General features: G+C 57.1%; 10 protein-coding genes. 8 read left to right on the forward strand and 2 right to left on the reverse strand.

All coding sequences use genetic code 11. From position 1 onward, the window contains the following. Positions 1–25: 25 nt before the first annotated feature. Positions 26–1,378: a molecular chaperone gene (yegD, locus tag WH298_RS02590; protein WP_180822145.1), complete on the forward strand. Its 1,353-nt coding sequence runs from the start codon at positions 26–28 to the stop codon at positions 1,376–1,378. 155 nt (positions 1,379–1,533) lie between these two features. On the opposite strand, the gene WH298_RS02595 is transcribed toward yegD, so the two are convergent. Together WH298_RS02595 and WH298_RS02600 are read right to left on the reverse strand one after the other, a co-directional pair. Then, positions 1,534–2,868, reverse strand: coding sequence for a carbohydrate porin (locus WH298_RS02595; protein WP_180822146.1), 1,335 nt, complete (start codon positions 2,866–2,868; stop codon positions 1,534–1,536). 218 nt (positions 2,869–3,086) lie between these two features. Beyond that, on the reverse strand, positions 3,087–4,049 hold the full coding sequence (locus tag WH298_RS02600; RefSeq protein ID WP_180822147.1) for an aldo/keto reductase: 963 nt from the start codon (positions 4,047–4,049) through the stop codon (positions 3,087–3,089). A 252-nt stretch (positions 4,050–4,301) separates the two neighbouring features. On the opposite strand from WH298_RS02600, the gene WH298_RS02605 reads away from it, so the two are divergent. From WH298_RS02605 to trhP, 7 genes are all read left to right on the forward strand, one after another. Then, complete coding sequence (locus tag WH298_RS02605) at positions 4,302–5,537, forward strand: MdtA/MuxA family multidrug efflux RND transporter periplasmic adaptor subunit (RefSeq protein ID WP_180823680.1); 1,236 nt, start codon at positions 4,302–4,304, stop codon at positions 5,535–5,537. Next, positions 5,537–8,659 (forward strand): MdtB/MuxB family multidrug efflux RND transporter permease subunit, encoded by a 3,123-nt coding sequence (locus WH298_RS02610; protein WP_180822148.1) that lies wholly within the window; start codon positions 5,537–5,539, stop codon positions 8,657–8,659. Before WH298_RS02605 ends, WH298_RS02610 begins: the two co-directional genes overlap by 1 nt. After that, positions 8,656–11,724, forward strand: coding sequence for a multidrug efflux RND transporter permease subunit MdtC (gene mdtC, locus WH298_RS02615; protein WP_180822149.1), 3,069 nt, complete (start codon positions 8,656–8,658; stop codon positions 11,722–11,724). The genes WH298_RS02610 and mdtC overlap by 4 nt, the downstream gene beginning before the upstream one ends. An 84-nt stretch (positions 11,725–11,808) precedes the next feature. Beyond that, a complete protein-coding gene (mdtD, locus tag WH298_RS02620; RefSeq protein ID WP_180822150.1) occupies positions 11,809–13,215 on the forward strand; it encodes a multidrug transporter subunit MdtD in 1,407 nt (468 codons plus the stop codon). Next, the gene (gene baeS, locus WH298_RS02625) at positions 13,212–14,597 is read left to right on the forward strand and encodes an envelope stress sensor histidine kinase BaeS (protein ID WP_007888977.1); all 1,386 of its coding nucleotides are present in this window, start codon (positions 13,212–13,214) and stop codon (positions 14,595–14,597) included. The genes mdtD and baeS overlap by 4 nt, the downstream gene beginning before the upstream one ends. 9 nt (positions 14,598–14,606) lie before the next feature. Continuing rightward, on the forward strand, positions 14,607–15,314 hold the full coding sequence (gene baeR, locus WH298_RS02630) for an envelope stress response regulator BaeR (protein ID WP_180822151.1): 708 nt from the start codon (positions 14,607–14,609) through the stop codon (positions 15,312–15,314). 145 nt (positions 15,315–15,459) lie between these two features. Continuing rightward, entirely contained in the window at positions 15,460–16,827 is a 1,368-nt protein-coding gene (gene trhP / locus WH298_RS02635; RefSeq protein ID WP_180822152.1) for a prephenate-dependent tRNA uridine(34) hydroxylase TrhP, read from the forward strand. The last annotated feature ends 5 nt before the right edge of the window (positions 16,828–16,832 follow it).

Here is a 16,832-nt window from a genome sequence, read left to right on the forward strand (position 1 = left end):
CTTTTTTCCGGCATGGGGGATAAATATGTTTATCGGATTCGATTACGGCACGGCTAACTGTTCAATTGCAGTCAGCGAGAATGGCACGCCGCGCCTGCTGACACTGGAGAATGGTCAGCGCCTGCTTCCCTCCATGATTTGTGCACCCACGCGCGAAGCGATCAGCGAATGGCTGCATCGCCATCATCAGGTGCCCACGCCAGACAGCGAAGGTACGGCATTATTGCAGCGCGCGCTGCGTTATAACCGCGAAGAAGATATCGACGTCACGCCAGGCAGCGTGCAGTTCGGCTTAACTGCACTGCAGCAGTATATGGTCGATCCCGAGGAAGTGTGGTTTGTGAAATCACCGAAATCCTTCCTCGGTGCCAACGGCCTGAAACCGCAGCAAATCGCTTTCTTCGAAGATCTGGTGTGCGCCATGATGCTGCACATTCGCCAGCAGGGTGAGACTCAACTCGATCGCCCGATTGAGCAGGCGGTGATTGGTCGCCCGATTAACTTCCAGGGATTAGGCGGTGAAGACGCCAACCAACAGGCGCAAGGTATTTTGCTGCGTGCGGCGCAGCGTGCCGGTTTCCGTGACGTGGAGTTCCAGTTTGAGCCGGTGGCGGCGGGACTGGATTTCGAAGCCACGCTGCAGAAAGAGACACGCGTGCTGGTGGTGGATATCGGCGGCGGAACCACCGACTGCTCGATGTTGCTGATGGGCCCGGAATGGCGCAACAAAACCGATCGTCGTGAAAGTCTGCTCGGTCACAGCGGTTGCCGCGTGGGCGGTAACGATCTCGACATCATGCTGGCATTTAAAACCCTGATGCCGCTGCTTGGTCTCGGTGGCAATACCCAGAAAGGCACCGCGCTGCCCGCGTTGCCGTGGTGGAATGCAGTGGCGATCAACGATGTCCCGGCGCAAAGCGATTTTTATTCTGCGGCCAGCGGCAAACTGCTGCGCGATTTGATTCGCGACGCCGAGCACAGCGACAAAGTGGCGCACCTGTTGAAAGTGTGGCAGCAGAAGTTGAGCTATCGCTTAGTTCGCGCCGCTGAAGAGAGCAAAATCGCGCTATCGGAAATAGCAGAAACGGATGCATCGCTGGCATTTATCGCCGCTCAGCTACAGGCGCAGATCAGCGCGACACAGCTGGAAGAGGCGATTAATCAGCCGCTGGAGCGGATTCTTGAGCAGGTCCATCTGGCGCTCGGCACCTGCGAAACCAAACCAGAAGTGATCTATCTGACAGGCGGTAGCGCGCGTTCACCGATACTGCGCGCCGCCCTGCAGCAGGCATTGCCCGATACGCCTATCGCCAGCGGCGATGATTTCGGCTCGGTCACCGCCGGTTTAGCCCGCTGGGCTGAAGTCATGTTCGGTTAATGCTAATCCAATTGCGAACGGTCCCCTCTCCCGCTTGCGGGAGAGGGTTAGGGTGAGGGCCAGCCGGCACGGAGCGATTTCCCTTCACCCTGCCCTCTCCCAATGGGAGAGGGAAAAGTCCGTAATCTTGTGACGTTTTTATCTTACTTAAACCATCAGAAATTCACGTTCGCACTGATCCCACCCACAAACGCATCTTTCACTTCGCTCACCGCACCCGGCGCCACCACATACTGCAGATTTGGACGCAGCTGCAGCCATTTGGTCAGCTGAGCGTTGTAGTAAATCTCATAGTTGTACTCTGAACCATCCTGAATCGGCAGATAGGTCGGGCTATCGAAGTTGGTTTCGCCGTTGGCATTATTCTGCTCACGCTGCGAGCGCGTATAAGCGCTATTGACGTGAATACGCGCCGCACCGACACCAATCTCATCCTGCGGACGCGCATCGAACGGTCCTTTCCAGGTGAAGCTGACCGATTGATAGTTGTCGGTTTTCGAGGTCTTGTGGTCGTTCATCACCGCCTGCACGGTGACACCCAAACCACGGCTGGCGTCGCCGCCTTGCGCTGTCAGCTGTTGCTGCAACAGTACGTAGCCACCGTAGGCGTGATCCTTGCTTTGATAAGCGCCATCGCGCCAGCTACCGTAGTTATCGCCATTGGCTGACGAGTAGTAATAACCAATGCGGTAGTTACCCGGCAGTTTGTCCGCGCCCAGGGTTGGTTTCCAGCCCAATTCCACCGGCACCAGATTCCCTTCTGAGTTGCTGGTATCCAGACGGAAGCCGTCGCCGCGATCGTAGTTAGCACGGTTTTGGTTGTAGAAACCGACCTGGAAGAACACTTCAGGCGTGAAGTTTACTTTCACGCGACCGCCCCATTGGGAAACCGGCCAGTTGAACCAACGATCGCCACGCCAGTTACCTGCCTGACCGCTACCAAACGCCAGGTTCTGGAACTTACTGTCGAAGTTATCGAAGTCTTCACCAACGGTAACGCGCCCCCCCTTCAGGTTGACGATGTTATCGAACAGACCTTTGCTCAACCAGAACTGGGTTAAACGCCAGGTTTGGCCACGACCGTAAACTTCCTGGGTGGATGACAACATGCCGGTACGGCGATCGGCAACCTGATCGGAGATGTTCTGACCATTACGATCGGTAATCGTCATCTGAAACTGCGCATCCTGCCAGTTCAGCAGTTTTTCCAAATCGAAGTTGGCGCCAAACGCCCACTGATCGCTGTAACGCATAGACGTATTGGTGTCAGCGCCGCCCGCCAGATTGGAGGCGCTCTCCATGGTGTAGTTAACGTCGAATTTAATGCCGTCATTTTCCAGCTGCGTTCGATTGCCGCCCCAATCGCCAAACATATAGGGAGAGTCATAACTGAACGCATCAGCGGCTAGCGCAGATGTGCTCAGCATCGCCAACATCAGGGTTCCCGCTGCCACGCGAGGGATATGCTGCACTGCTTTTTTTCTGTTCATGATGGTTTTTCTTATATGAAGTTACTGGGATAGATCGAACAGAGGATAGTGCTGAGGATTTGTCAATTTTTGCAAATATGTGCGCAGTTTACCTGAAGTTGATAGTGCGTTAGCGCAATTGTGACGCTGGTCGATGATTGAAAATTTTTTGCTGGAAATGGCATTTTTTGTGAGGCATAACAGAAAATTAGCGGGACGCCGCAGCGTCCCTGAAAACATTACAATTTACTGGCACTCGCCAGCTCTTCTATTTCCTGCTTGCTGAGTTCCAGCTCGGTGGCTTTCACCAGTTCATCCAGCTGCTCCAGTGAAGTGGCACTGACAATCGGCGCTGTGATGCTCGGACGTGCAATCTGCCACGCCAGTGCAACCTGGGTAGCTGACACATCATGTGAAGCAGCAACATCTTCTAGCGCTTCAATGATGCGCTTGCCGCGTTCGTTGAGATATTTATCCACGATGCCCTGCCCGCGCTTACTCTTGCTGGCATCTTCTGGCTTTTTGTATTTACCGCTAAGGAAACCGCTGGCCAGCGAATAGTAGTTGATCACGCCAAGGCCATTTTTCACCGCCACCTGCTCCAGGCCGCCTTCATACTCCTGACGATCGTACAGATTGTATTCCGGCTGCAGGGTTTCATAGCGCGCCAGACCGTGTTGCTTGCTCACGTCCAACGCTTCCTGCAGACGTGCAGCGTTGTAGTTCGAGGCGCCAATGGCGCGCACTTTGCCCTCTTTGATCAGCGAATCGAAAGCTTTAAGCGTGTCCAGCAGCGGCGTCGTGTCATCATCGCGGTGCGCCTGATACAGATCGATGACGTCGGTTTGCAGGCGACGCAGCGAATCTTCCACCGCCTGACGAATATAAGCGGGCTTCACGCCAGTTTTTTCCGGCGACAGCTCCATGCCCACTTTGGTCGCCAGTACGATACGATCGCGCTTGCCGCTTTTCTTCAGCCATTTACCGATAATGGTTTCCGATTCGCCCCCTTCATTACCTGGCGCCCAGCGCGAGTACACGTCAGCGGTATCGATGAAGAACAATCCTTTCTCCACCAGCGCATCCAGCAGTGAAAACGAGGTTTTCTCATCCACCGTCCAGCCAAATACGTTGCCGCCAAAGGTGAGACGGGGAACTTCTATACCGCTGTCGCCAAGCTGGCGGAGTTTCTGTTGACTCATTATGTTCTCCTTATTTAAACGAGACAGGTCTGCATTGAGCTTAGCAAAGGAAAAACGCGGCGCTTATGCGTATTCCTGCCAGAATATTTACAGAATATGAATACTTAGCCGTACGGGGGCGATATTCTTATTTCCTTCAATTTTTGTCCGGTCCGGGCGACTACAATCATTCGTTTGCGAAATAGGCGTTCCCCGTAAGGGTATTTGATTTCGCATTTTAGGAAAACGACACGCTGGAGAGCACACACCTTGATTAACCGTCGACTAAAAACAAGCTTGCTGGCCGTAGCCGTCATTGCCGTACTGGCAGGGGGATATTACTGGTGGCAGCATCCAGCGGAACCGACTAAACAGCCGCAGGCCGAAGGTCAGCAGCAGCGTGGACGCGGCGCAGGCGGTGGCAGTGGCGCGGCGCGTCGTCCATTAGCGCCAGTGCAGGCTGCGACAGCCAGCACACAAAGCGTACCCTATTATCTCAGCGGCCTCGGTACCGTGACCGCCGCCAACACCGTTACGGTGCGCAGTCGCGTGGATGGGCAACTGATGGCGCTGCACTTCCAGGAGGGACAGCAGGTGGCCGCCGGCGCGCTGCTGGCGGAGATCGATCCGCGTCCTTATCAGGTCGCGTTAACCCAGGCGCAGGGCCAGCTGGCAAAAGACCAGGCCACGCTCGCCAATGCGCGCCGCGATCTCAGCCGCTATGAAAAACTGGCGAAAACCTCGCTGGTATCGCAGCAGGAACTGGATACGCAACGCTCGCTGGTGAGCGAGACGCTCGGTACGCTTAAAGCCGATGAAGGTAACGTTGCCAGTGCCCAACTCAATCTTACCTACAGCCGCATCACTGCGCCGATTGGTGGCCGCGTCGGCTTGAAGCAGGTTGATGTGGGCAACTACATCACCTCCGGCGATACCACCGGTTTAGTGGTCATCACCGAAACGCATCCGATCGATGTGGTGTTCAGCGTGGCGGAAAATAACATTAGCCAAATCCTCAAGGCGCAGAAAAGCGGACAGCCGCTGATTGTCGAAGCCTGGGATCGCAGCAATAAAACCTTACTGACCACCGGTGCATTATTAAGTCTGGATAATCAGATTGATGCCACCACCGGCACCATCAAGCTCAAAGCACGCTTTAACAATCAAGATGACACGCTGTTCCCGAACCAATTTGTTAATGCGCGTTTGAAAGTGGATACCCTGCAGGATGCGGTGGTGATTCCGACCGCCGCGCTGCAGATGAGTAACGATGGTCATTTCGTTTGGGTGGTGAACAGCGACAACAAAGTGAGCAAAAAACGCGTCACCGCCGGATTACAGGATAGCCAGAAAGTGGTGATCAGCGCGGGTCTTGAAGCCGGCGATCGCGTGGTCACCGACGGCCTGGATCGCCTGACCGAAGGTGCAACGGTCGAGATTGTCGCCCCGCAAAGTGCCGCCACACACAGCACCCGCGCTGCACAGCCAGCTCGTGGAGAGCGTCAATAATGCAGGTGATGCCTCCAGACTCAAGCGGCGGCCCATCACGCCAGTTTATTCTGCGCCCGGTCGCCACCACGCTATTAATGATCGCCATTCTGTTGGCGGGCGTGCTCGGCTACCGTTTTCTGCCGGTCTCCGCGCTGCCGGAAGTTGATTACCCGACGATTCAGGTGGTGACGCTCTATCCCGGCGCCAGCCCGGATGTCGTCACGTCGTCAATCACCGCGCCGCTGGAACGCCAGTTTGGCCAGATGTCCGGCCTGAAACAGATGGCGTCGCAGAGTTCGGGCGGCGCGTCGGTAGTCACATTGCAGTTCCAGCTGACGCTGCCATTGGACGTCGCCGAACAGGAAGTGCAGGCGGCAATCAACTCTGCCACCAATCTGCTGCCCAGCGATCTGCCTAATCCGCCGGTTTATAGCAAAGTAAACCCAGCCGATCCGCCGATCATGACGCTGGCCGTCACCACCACCAGCATGCCGCTCACGCAGGTGCAGGACATGGTAGAAACCCGCGTGGCGCAGAAAATTTCGCAGGTCTCTGGCGTCGGTTTAGTCACGCTGTCGGGTGGACAACGTCCAGCGGTGCGCGTGAAGATGAACACGCAAGCGCTGGCAGCACTCGGCTTGACCAGCGAATCGGTGCGTACCGCCATCACCAATGGCAACGTCAACTCGGCGAAAGGCAGTCTCGACGGCCCAACGCGCTCGATTACGCTGTCGGCCAACGACCAGATGACCTCAGCGGAAGAGTATCGCCAGCTGATCATCAGCTATAACAACGGCGCGCCGGTGCGGCTGGGCGATGTCGCCACCATTGAGCAAGGAGCCGAGAACAGCTGGCTCGGCGCCTGGGCTAACCGCCAGCCGGCGATTGTACTGAACGTGCAGCGCCAGCCCGGCGCCAACATTATCGCCACCGCCGACAATATCCGCGCCATGTTGCCTGGACTTACCGCCACGCTGCCAAAATCGGTGGATGTGAAACTGCTTACCGACCGCACCACCAACATCCGCGCCTCCGTCAGTGATACGCAGCACGAACTGATGCTGGCGATGGGTTTGGTGGTGATGATCATTTATCTGTTCCTGCGTAACGTGCCGGCGACCATTATTCCTGCGGTCGCTGTACCGCTGTCGCTGGTCGGCACCTTTGCCGCGATGTATTTTCTCGGCTTCTCGATTAACAATCTGACGCTAATGGCGCTGACCATCGCCACCGGTTTTGTCGTCGATGACGCCATCGTGGTAATTGAGAACATCTCACGCTATATCGAAAAAGGCGAAAAGCCGCTAACGGCGGCGCTGAAAGGCGCAGGCGAGATTGGTTTCACCATTATCTCCCTCACCTTCTCGCTGATTGCCGTGCTGATCCCGCTGCTGTTTATGGGCGATGTGATTGGTCGCCTGTTCCGCGAATTCGCCGTCACGCTGGCGGTGGCGATTTTGATCTCCGCCGTGGTGTCGCTGACGCTGACGCCAATGATGTGCGCGCGCATGTTAAGCGCTGAATCGCTGCGCAAGCAGAACCGCTTCTCACGCGCTAGCGAAGCGATGTTTGATCGCATTATTGCCCAATATGGTCGCGGTTTAACGCGCGTGCTGCTGCATCCGTGGATCACGCTGTCGGTGGCGCTCGGCACCTTGCTGATCACCGTGCTGCTGTGGATTGTCATTCCGAAAGGCTTCTTCCCGCAGCAGGATAACAGCATTATTCAGGGCACCCTGCAGGCACCGCAGTCAGTTTCTTACGCCAACATGTCTGAGCGCACGCGCGATGTCGCGTCGATCATCATGAAAGATCCGGCGGTACAGAGCATGACGTCGTTTGTGGGCGTCGATGGCACCAACGCCGCGCTGAATAGCGCACGCCTGCAGATCAACCTCAAGCCGTTAAATGAGCGCGACGATCGTATCCCGGCGGTGCAACAGCGTCTGCAACAGGCGTTGGCCAAAGTGCCGGGCATCTCGCTGTGGCTGCAACCGGTGCAGGATCTAACCATTGATACCCAGGCGAGCCGCACACCGTACCAATTCACGCTGCAATCGGGCTCGCTGGAGTCGCTGAGTTTGTGGGTGCCGAAACTGCTGGAACAGCTCAACACGCTGCCGCAACTGCGCGACGTCAGCAGTGACTGGCAGGATCAAGGGCTGGAAGCCTTTGTGCGCGTCGATCGCGACAGCGCCAGCCGGTTGGGTATCAGCATGGCCGACGTCGATAACGCGCTGTATAACGCCTTTGGCCAGCGATTGATCTCCACCATTTACACACAGGCCAACCAGTATCGCGTGGTGCTGGAGCAGAACAACGATGCTACGCTAGGTCTGGCGAGCCTCGACGGCATTCGCCTGACCAGCAGCGACGGCGGCAGCGTGCCGTTGAGCGCCATCGCCCAGATTGAGGAGCGTCACGCCGCTTTGAGCATCAACCACCTCGATCAGTTTCCGTCGGCGACTTTCTCGTTTGACGTCGCAGACGGCTATTCGTTGGGCGATGCGGTGAAAGCGGTGAGCGCGGCGGAAGATCAGGTCGGTATGCCAGCGGAAATGATGACGCAGTTCCAGGGCAGCACGCTGGCCTTTGAAGCGGCATTGTCCAGCACCGTGTGGCTGATCGTTGCCGCCGTGGTGGCGATGTATATCGTGCTCGGCGTGCTGTATGAGAGCTTTATCCATCCCATCACCATTCTTTCAACCTTGCCGACTGCGGGTGTCGGCGCGCTGCTGGCGCTGATGCTGAGCGGCAACGAGCTGGATATCATCGCCATCATTGGCATTATCTTGCTGATCGGTATCGTGAAGAAAAACGCCATCATGATGATCGACTTCGCGCTGGCGGCGGAACGTGAGCAAGGCATGCCGCCGCGCGAGGCGATTTATCAGGCGTGCTTGCTGCGTTTCCGTCCCATCCTGATGACCACATTGGCGGCGCTGCTCGGTGCGTTGCCGCTGATGCTGAGTACCGGCGTCGGCGCGGAACTGCGCCGTCCATTAGGTATTGCGATGGTCGGCGGTTTGGTGGTGAGTCAGGTTTTGACGCTGTTCACCACACCGGTGATCTATCTGCTGTTCGATCGTCTCGCCCATGCCACGCGCCGTCGCTTTAAGCGCTCGGAGGCGCAGCCGTGAAGTTTTTCGCGCTGTTTATCCATCGCCCGGTCGCCACGACGTTGCTGACGCTGGCGATTGCGCTGGCCGGTATTCTTGGCTTCCGCCTGCTGCCGGTGGCGCCGCTGCCGCAGCTGGATTTCCCGGTGATTTTGGTCTCTGCATCGTTGCCTGGCGCATCCCCGGAAACCATGGCGGCCTCAGTGGCGACGCCGCTGGAGCGTTCACTCGGGCGCATTGCCGGCGTCAGCGAAATGACCTCCACCAGCTCGCTGGGCAGCACGCGCATCATTCTGGTGTTCGATTTCGATCGTGATATCAACGGCGCGGCACGCGATGTACAGGCGGCGATTAACGCGGCACAAAGCCTGTTGCCGACCGGCATGCCCAGCCGCCCCAGCTATCGCAAAGCCAACCCGTCCGATGCGCCGATCATGATTCTGACGCTAACATCAGACATTTATAATCCCGGTCAGCTGTATGATTACGCCTCAACGCAGCTGGCGCAGAAGCTGTCGCAGATTGAAGGCGTGGGCGATGTAACGGTCGGCGGCAGTTCGCTGCCCGCGGTGCGCGTGGAACTCAATCCGCAGGCGCTGTTTAATCAGGGCGTCTCGCTGGATGCGGTGCGCACCGCCATCAGCAATGCCAACCAGCGCCGTCCACAGGGCGCCATTGATGATGTGCAGCAGCGCTGGCAGCTGCGCACCAACGGTGAATTACAAACTGCCAGCGAGTATCAGCCGCTGGTGGTGCACTACAACAACGGTGCGGCGGTGCGGCTCAGCGATGTCGCAAATGTGCAGGATTCGGTGCAGGACGTGCGCAACGCCGGTATGACCAACGGTAAAGCGGCGGTGCTGCTGGTGGTGCGCAAATCGCCGGAAGCCAACATCATTGATACCGTCGATCGCATTCGTGGCGAATTGCCGGAACTGCATGAGGTGATTCCTGCCGCTATCGACCTGCAAATTGCTCAGGATCGCTCGCCCACCATTCGCGCTTCGCTGCATGAAGTGGAGCAGTCGCTGATCATCGCCGTGGCGCTGGTGATTCTGGTGGTGTTTGCCTTCCTGCGCGACTGGCGCGCCACGCTGATCCCCGCCGCTGCCGTGCCGGTGTCGCTGATTGGCACCTTCGCCGCCATGTATCTGTGCGGGTTCAGCCTGAATAACCTGTCGCTGATGGCGTTAACCATCGCCACCGGTTTTGTCGTCGATGATGCAATTGTGGTGCTGGAGAATATTGCGCGCCACGTTGAAGCGGGCATGAAGCCGTTACAGGCGGCGCTAACCGGCGTGCGCGAAGTGGGTTTCACCGTGCTGTCGATGAGCCTGTCGCTGATTGCGGTGTTCCTGCCGCTGCTGATGATTGGCGGCATTATTGGCCGCTTCTTCTCGGAGTTTGCCATCACGCTATCAGTGGCGATTCTCATCTCGCTGTTTATCTCGGTCACGCTGACACCGATGATGTGCGCCTACCTGCTTAAACCGCAGGTCAAGCGTAGCCAGCCGCGCACGCGCGGTTTCGGCAAACTGTTGATGAAAGTGCAAAACGGTTACGCGCGCTCGCTCGGCTGGGTGCTGAATCACGCCATTTGGGTGTTGATGCTACTGCTCGGCACCGTGGCGCTCACCGTCTGGCTGTTTATCTCGATCCCGAAAACCTTTATGCCTGAGCAAGATACCGGCCGCTTACAAGGATTTATTTCGGCGGACCAGAGCATTTCGTTCCAGGCGATGCGCGGCAAGCTGCAGGATTTCATGAACATTATTAAGGCCGATCCGGCGGTGGATAACGTCACCGGCTTTACCGGCGGTTCGCGCACCAACAGCGGCTCAATGTTCGTCTCGCTCAAGCCACTGTCCGAACGCAGCGAAAGCGCGCAGGAAGTGATTGCCCGGCTGCGCGTTAAGCTGGCGAAAGAGCCGGGCGCCAATCTCTATCTCAACGCGGTGCAGGACATTCGTATTGGCGGACGTGAATCCAACGCCAGCTATCAGTACAGTTTGCTGTCGGATAACCTGAATGATTTACGTGAATGGGAGCCGAAGATTCGTCAGGCGTTTGCCGCCCTGCCGGAACTGGCGGACGTTAACTCCGATCAGCAGGACAACGGCAGCGAAATGAATCTGACCTACGATCGTGAAAGCATGGCGCGACTCGGCATTGATGTCTCCGCCGCTAATGCCCTGCTGAATAACGCCTTTGGTCAGCGCCAGATTTCTACCATCTACCAACCGCTTAACCAGTACAAAGTGGTGATGGAAGTGGATCCGCGCTACACCCAGGACATCAGCTCGCTCGATCAGATGTTTGTGATTAACAGTGACGGCAAAGCGATTCCGCTCAGCTGGTTTGCTCAGTGGCAACCGGCCAATGCGCCGCTGTCGGTGAATCACGAAGGCTTGTCGGCAGCGTCCACCATTTCGTTCAACCTGCCGGAAGGTGTGTCGCTGTCGCAGGCTTCGGAAGCGATTGATCGTACGATCACGGCGCTTGGCGTGCCAGCCAGCGTGCGCGGCAGTTTTGCCGGTACCGCGCAGGTGTTCCAGCAATCGCAATCCAATCAGCTCTATCTGATGCTGGCGGCGATTGCGGCGGTGTATATCGTGCTGGGCATTTTGTATGAGAGCTACGTCCATCCGCTGACCATTCTCTCCACCCTGCCCTCCGCAGGCGTTGGCGCGCTGCTGGCGCTGGAGCTGTTCAACACGCCGTTCAGCCTGATTGCGCTGATCGGGATTTTGCTGCTAATCGGCATCGTGAAGAAAAACGCCATCATGATGGTCGACTTTGCGCTTGATGCCGAGCGCAACGGCAATCTATCGGCGCGTGACGCAATTTTCCAGGCGTGCCAGCTACGTTTCCGCCCGATTTTGATGACCACTCTCGCCGCCCTGTTTGGTGCATTGCCGCTGGTGCTCACCAGTGGTGACGGCGCGGAGCTGCGACAGCCGCTCGGCATCACCATCGCTGGCGGCCTGGTGATGAGCCAGCTGCTGACGCTCTACACCACGCCGGTGGTGTATTTGATGATGGATAAGCTACGGCGCAGGAAAAACAAGGTGTTGGTGAGGGGGTAAGGGAAGTCGCCATGAATGGCGCCCCTACGCACCCCACATTTGTAGGGTCGCCATTTAGGGTGACCGTATAACAGAGGAGATTAAGTGGACACCAAAAACGCCACTGTGCGCTGGCAGCTGTGGATCGTCGCGTTTGGCTTCTTTATGCAGGCGCTGGACACCACCATCGTTAACACCGCGATTCCGTCGATGGCGCGCGATCTCAACGTCAGCCCGCTGAATATGCATTCGGTAATCGTCTCGTATGTGCTTACCGTGGCGATAACGCTACCGATCAGCGGCTGGCTGGCAGATCGTTTTGGCGTGCGCAATATCTTCTTCTGCGCCATCGTACTGTTCAGCATCGGTTCGCTGCTGTGCGCCTTCTCCTCAACACTTGATGAGCTGATCATGGCGCGTGTGGTACAAGGCATTGGTGGCGCGATGATGGTGCCCGTTGGCCGTTTAACGGTGATGAAAATCGTGCCGCGCGAGCAATATATGTCGGCGATGACCTTCGTCACCACGCCAGGGCAAATTGGTCCGCTGCTCGGCCCGGCGCTCGGCGGAATTTTGGTGCAGTACGCCAGCTGGCACTGGATCTTCCTGATTAACATTCCGGTCGGTATTATCGGCGCAATTGCCACACTGACGCTGATGCCCAATTGCACTATGCAGACGCGCCGCTTCGACTTCCTGGGCTTCGCGCTGCTGGCGGTAGGGATGGCGACGCTGACCCTGGCGCTCGATGGTCAACGCAGCTCGGGTGGTTCGCCGCTGTTACTCGGCTTACTAATTTTGGTTGGGGTGTTTTCGCTGCTGTTCTATCTGATGCACGGTCGCAACAACGAAAATGCGCTGTTCAGCCTCAAACTGTTCGACAACCGCATCTATTCGATTGGTCTGCTCGGCAGTTTTACCGGGCGTATCGGCAGCGGCATGCTGCCCTTTATGACACCGATCTTCCTGCAGGTCGGCCTCGGCTACAGCCCGTTCCACGCCGGTTTGATGATGATTCCGATGGTGCTTGGCAACATGGGCACCAAACGCGTGGTGGTACGGCTGGTTAATATTTTCGGCTATCGCCATGCGCTGGTCGGGGCAACCATTGCGTTGGCGCTGGTGGTGCTGCTGTTCCCGCTGGTGGCGCTGCTTGGCTGGATCTGGCTGCTGCCGGTGGTGCTACTGCTGCAAGGCATGGTGAACGCCATCCGTTTCTCATCCATGAATACCCTGACGTTAAAAGAGCTGCCGGACGATCTGGCCTCGAGCGGCAACAGTTTGCTCTCCATGATTATGCAGCTGTCGATGAGTATCGGCGTCACCGTGGCCGGCTTGCTGTTGGGTGCCTTCGGCCACGGCGTGATCACCGACAGCGCAGCCGCGCATCAAACCTTCATTTACACCTATCTGTGCATGGCGCTGGTGATTGTGCTGCCGGCGCTGGTGTTTTGGCGAGTACCTAAAGATGTGAGTAAAAACGTTGATCTTAGAGGCAGGAGCAAAGGATGAAGCGGCCGATAAAATGGGGCATTGGTGCCAAGCTGTTTGCGGCGATTTTCTCTACCTGCATGCTGGTCATCATCACCATGCACTGGGGCGTGCGGCTTAGCTTTGAGCATGGCTTCGTCGATTACATCAAAAAAGGCAATGAGCAGCGCCTTACGCTATTAAGCGACGCGCTGGCCGATCAGTATGAGCAGCACGGCAACTGGGATTTTCTGCGCAACAACGACCGCCTGATTTTCTCCATTCTGCGCTCGCTGGAACAGAATCCTGGCAGCGTTAACCAACTGCCTCCGCACGGCTGGCGCACGCAGTTCTGGATTATCGATCAGCAATATAAAGTGCTGTCCGGTCCGCGCCAGCCGGTGCCACCAGAAGGTACCCGCCGCAATATCACCACCAGCAATGGCAAGATTGTCGGCTGGGTGATTGCCTCACCGGCGGAACGCCTGACGCGCAGCACCGATATCAACTTCGACCAGCAACAGCGGCGCACCAGCTGGATGATTGTCGCGCTCACCGGTTTACTCGCGGCGCTGGTCACCTGGCTGCTGGCGCGCGGCCTGCTGGCGCCGGTAAAACGCCTGGTAGATGGCACGCACCATCTGGCGGCGGGTAATTTCGCGACCCGCGTGGAAGTGGGCAGCAGTGATGAACTCGGCCAGCTGGGACGCGACTTCAACCTGCTCGCCAGTTCGCTGGAGAAAAACGAGAGTAACCGCCGCGCCTTTATGGCCGACATCTCCCACGAATTGCGCACGCCGCTGGCGATCCTGCGCGGTGAGCTGGAAGCGATGCAGGATGGCGTGCGCAAACTGACGCCGGAAGCCATCAGCTCCCTGCAAAGCGAAGTGTCGCTGCTGACCAAGCTGGTGGACGATCTGCATCAGCTATCACTTTCCGACGCGGGCGCCCTCGCCTATCGCAAACAGCCGGTCGACCTGGTCAGTTTGCTGGAAGTGGTGGCGGGCAGTTTTGGTGAACGTTATCGCAGCCGCAATCTGGCTCTCAAGCTGGCGCTACCTGCGCAGGCGCAGAGCTTTGGCGACCCTGATCGTCTGATGCAGTTGTTTACTAACCTGCTGGAGAATAGCCTGCGCTATACCGATGCGGGTGGCGAAGTGCAGCTGACCTTGCAACAGGCCGGCGAAAACTGGCAGCTCAAATTTGCCGATAGCGCGCCGGGTGTCGATCCGCTGCATCAGGCACAATTATTCGAACGTTTTTTCCGCGCCGAAAGTTCACGTAATCGTGCCAGCGGCGGCTCTGGGCTTGGGCTGGCGATTTGTAAAAACATTGCCGAAGCGCATAACGGCAGCATCAGTGCGGATCACTCTGATTTAGGTGGGCTGCAAATCACGCTAAACTTGCCGTATGTTCCTCACTAGACGTCACTTATGAGCCCGGAAAATAGCGATCCACTGATTCTTGTTGTAGAAGATGAACCGAAACTGGCGCAGCTGGTGATTGATTATCTGCAGGCGTCCAACTATCGCACGCACCACATTGCCGACGGTAACGCGGTACTGAACTACGTGCAGCAAACGCCGCCGGACCTGATGCTGCTGGATTTGATGCTGCCCGGGCGCGACGGCCTGACGCTGTGCCGCGAAATCCGCCGCTTCTCCGAGCTGCCGATAATTATGGTCACCGCACGCACCGAAGAGATCGATCGCTTGCTGGGGCTGGAAATCGGTGCTGATGACTATATCTGTAAGCCGTTCAGCCCGCGCGAAGTGGTGGCGCGCGTCAAAACCATTTTGCGTCGCGTTAAACGTTCGCCGGAAGAAGCCCAGCAGGAATCGCATCTGCAGATCGATGAAAGCCGTTTTCAGGCCAGCTGGCGCGAACAGCAGCTGGAGCTGACGCCCGCTGAGTTTCGTCTGCTAAAAACCCTGGCGCTGGAGCCGGGCAAAGTCTTCTCGCGCGAGCAACTGCTGAACCATCTCTACGACGATTACCGTGTGGTGACCGACCGCACCATCGATAGTCACATCAAAAATTTGCGCCGCAAGCTGGAAAGCCTCGATGCCGAGCAACCGTTTATTCGCGCGGTATACGGTATGGGTTATCGCTGGGAAGCGGACGTCTGCCGTTTGCTCTAGCTAGCAGCGGCTTACATTGATCCAGGTCAATTTACATCGGGTGCGGGCCTGCCTACAATTCCCCACCTTTTGCAGGGCCGTGTAACGCGGCCGCTGCTCCTGCCATCCACCATGGCATGCTGACCTGACATCAGTGAGAAAATCCATGTTAAAACCTGAACTGCTTTCTCCAGCGGGCTCGCTGAAGAATATGCGTTATGCCTTTGCCTACGGCGCCGATGCGGTATATGCCGGACAACCGCGCTACAGCCTGCGCGTACGCAACAACGAATTCACCCACGAGATTCTGGCGAAAGGCATCAATGAAGCCCATCAGCTCGGAAAAAAATTCTACGTGGTGGTCAATATCGCCCCACACAACGCCAAACTAAAAACCTTTATTCGCGACCTGACGCCAGTCGTCGCCATGCAGCCGGACGCGCTGATTATGTCCGATCCTGGCCTGATCATGCTGGTGCGCGAAGCCTTCCCGGATATGCCAATTCACTTGTCGGTTCAGGCCAACGCGGTTAACTGGGCGACGGTACAATTCTGGCAGCAAATGGGGCTGACGCGGGTGATTCTGTCGCGCGAGCTGTCGCTGGATGAGATCGCTGAAATTCGCCAGCAGGTGCCGGAAATGGAGATTGAGATCTTCGTTCACGGTGCGCTGTGCATGGCCTATTCCGGCCGCTGCCTGCTCTCGGGCTACCTTAACAAACGCGATCCCAATCAAGGCACCTGCACCAACGCTTGCCGCTGGGAATATAAAGTGGAAGAAGGTAAACAGGATGAGATTGGCAACATCGTCGGCTTCCATGAACCGGTTAAGGTGCAGGAGCCGACGCTGGGCGTGGGCGCTACCACCGACCGCGTGTTCCTGCTGGAAGAGAAGATGAAACCGGGTGAAGTGATGAGTGCGTTCGAAGACGAACACGGCACCTACATCATGAACTCTAAAGATCTGCGCGCGGTGGCGCACGTTGAGCGTCTGAGCCAAATGGGTGTGCACTCGCTGAAAATTGAAGGCCGTACTAAATCTTTCTACTACTGCGCGCGCACCGCCCAGGTTTATCGCCGCGCCATTGATGATGCCGCTGCGGGTAAACCGTTTGATTCGGCACTGCTGGAGACGCTGGAAGGACTGGCGCACCGCGGTTACACCGAAGGTTTCCTGCGCCGTCATACGCACGACAGCTATCAAAACTATGAGCAAGGTTTCTCCATCTCCGAGCGCCAGCAGTTTGTTGGAGAATTCACCGGTGAACGCCGCGGCGACTGGGCGCAAATTGCGGTGAAGAACAAGTTTATGCTGGGTGATGCGGTGGAGATCATGACGCCGGAAGGCAACCTCAACTGTACGCTTGAAACCATGCAGAATGATAAAGGATCGGCGGTAGAGGTTGCGCCAGGCGATGGGCATCGCGTGTGGATCCCGGTACCGCAAGCGGTCAATCTGGCCTTTGCGCTGCTGCTGCGAAACTTTACTGATGGCAACAGTACTTACGATCCGCACGGGAAAAATCGCACATAAAGAAA

The organism is Pantoea nemavictus, assembly GCF_037479095.1.
Taxonomy (GTDB): domain Bacteria; phylum Pseudomonadota; class Gammaproteobacteria; order Enterobacterales; family Enterobacteriaceae; genus Pantoea; species Pantoea nemavictus.

Bases quoted from the DNA above. Each gene is read 5' to 3' on its own strand.
- WH298_RS02610 (WP_180822148.1), top strand. From the start codon at position 5,537: ATGCAGGTGATGCCTCCAGACTCAAGCGGCGGCCCATCACGCCAGTTT.
- baeS (WP_007888977.1), top strand. From the start codon at position 13,212: ATGAAGCGGCCGATAAAATGGGGCATTGGTGCCAAGCTGTTTGCGGCG.
- yegD (WP_180822145.1), top strand. From the start codon at position 26: ATGTTTATCGGATTCGATTACGGCACGGCTAACTGTTCAATTGCAGTC.
- baeR (WP_180822151.1), top strand. From the start codon at position 14,607: ATGAGCCCGGAAAATAGCGATCCACTGATTCTTGTTGTAGAAGATGAA.
- trhP (WP_180822152.1), top strand. From the start codon at position 15,460: ATGTTAAAACCTGAACTGCTTTCTCCAGCGGGCTCGCTGAAGAATATG.
- WH298_RS02595 (WP_180822146.1), bottom strand. From the start codon at position 2,868: ATGAACAGAAAAAAAGCAGTGCAGCATATCCCTCGCGTGGCAGCGGGA.
- WH298_RS02600 (WP_180822147.1), bottom strand. From the start codon at position 4,049: ATGAGTCAACAGAAACTCCGCCAGCTTGGCGACAGCGGTATAGAAGTT.